1 protein-coding gene is annotated in these 1,185 nt (G+C 70.4%); it reads left to right on the top strand.

The genetic code is table 11. The features are described 5' to 3' along the window. Window positions 1-125: 125 nt before the first annotated feature. On the top strand, window positions 126-1,185 hold a 1,060-nt coding region (locus GL263_RS26885; RefSeq protein ID WP_182858332.1), incomplete at its 3' end, for an IS1380 family transposase.

Here is a 1,185-nt window from a genome sequence, read left to right as displayed (position 1 = left end):
TAGCCTCGCGCTTTCATGAAGCGGTCTGTCCGACGGGTGGTCAGGTAAGCGAGAAGTGCCTCTGACCAGCAAGAATGAGGATTGTCGAGGTCCTTGTTTCTGCCACCGTCGGAGGCACTTCCCAGGTGAAGAAGCGTATCGGGTCCTATCCGCGTGTCCGCATCGAGGGCGGTGGCCGTGGGGTGGTGTCCCAGGCCGGGGCCGTGCTGCTGGTCGAGACGGTCCGCAAGACCGGGCTGGACCAGGCGGTATCGGCGGCGCTTGCGCCCTGGCGACGGCCGCGGGCGGTGCACGATCCGGGGAAGATCCTGCTGGACGTGGCCCTCTCGGTCGCGCTGGGCGGGGACTGCCTCGCGGATGTCGGGACTCTGCGGGCCGAGCCCGGCGTGTTCGGGCCGGTGGCCTCCGACCCCACGGTCTCCCGGCTCGTCGACTCCCTCGCCGCAGCCGGGCCGAAGGCCCTGGCCGCGATCAGGGCCGCTCGGGCCGAAGCGCGTGAGTACGTCTGGAAGCTGGCCGGCACTGCGGCTCCGGATGCCGCGGGGCAGGTGATCGTGGACCTGGACGGGGTGCTCGTGCTGGCCCACTCGGAGAAGCAGGACGCCACCGCGACCTGGAAGAAGACCTTCGGACACCATCCCCTGATGGCTTTCGTCGATCACGGAAGCGGCGGGAGCGGTGAGCCGGTGGCCGGCCTGCTCAGGCCGGGAAACGCTGGCAGCAACACCGCCGCCGACCACATCACCACGACCCGACTCGTCCTGGCGCAACTGCCGAAGAAGTACCGGCGCGGACGCCGGACGCTGATCCGTACCGACTCCGGCGGCGGCACCCACGAGTTCGTCGCCTGGCTCGCCCAGCGCGGCCGGTGGCTGTCGTACTCGGTCGGCATGACCATCACCGAGCAGATCCACCAGGCCGTCCTCAAGGTTCCCGCCACGGCCTGGACGGCAGCGGTCGAGCCCGGCGGCGAGATCCGGGACGGCGCCTGGGTCGCCGAACTGTCCGGCGACTGCCTCAAGGGCTGGCCGAAGGGAATGCGGCTGATCGTGCGGAAGGAACGGCCCCATCCCGGCGCCCAGTTGCGGATCACCGACGCCGACGGACTGCGGCTGACCTGCTTCGCCACCAACACCACCGGCATGCCGATCGCGGCACTGGAGCTGCGGCACCGCCAGCGGGCAC

This window comes from Streptomyces durbertensis (assembly GCF_014156695.1).
Lineage (GTDB): Bacteria > Actinomycetota > Actinomycetes > Streptomycetales > Streptomycetaceae > Streptomyces > Streptomyces durbertensis.
This window is presented reverse-complemented; position numbering and strand designations above follow the sequence as displayed.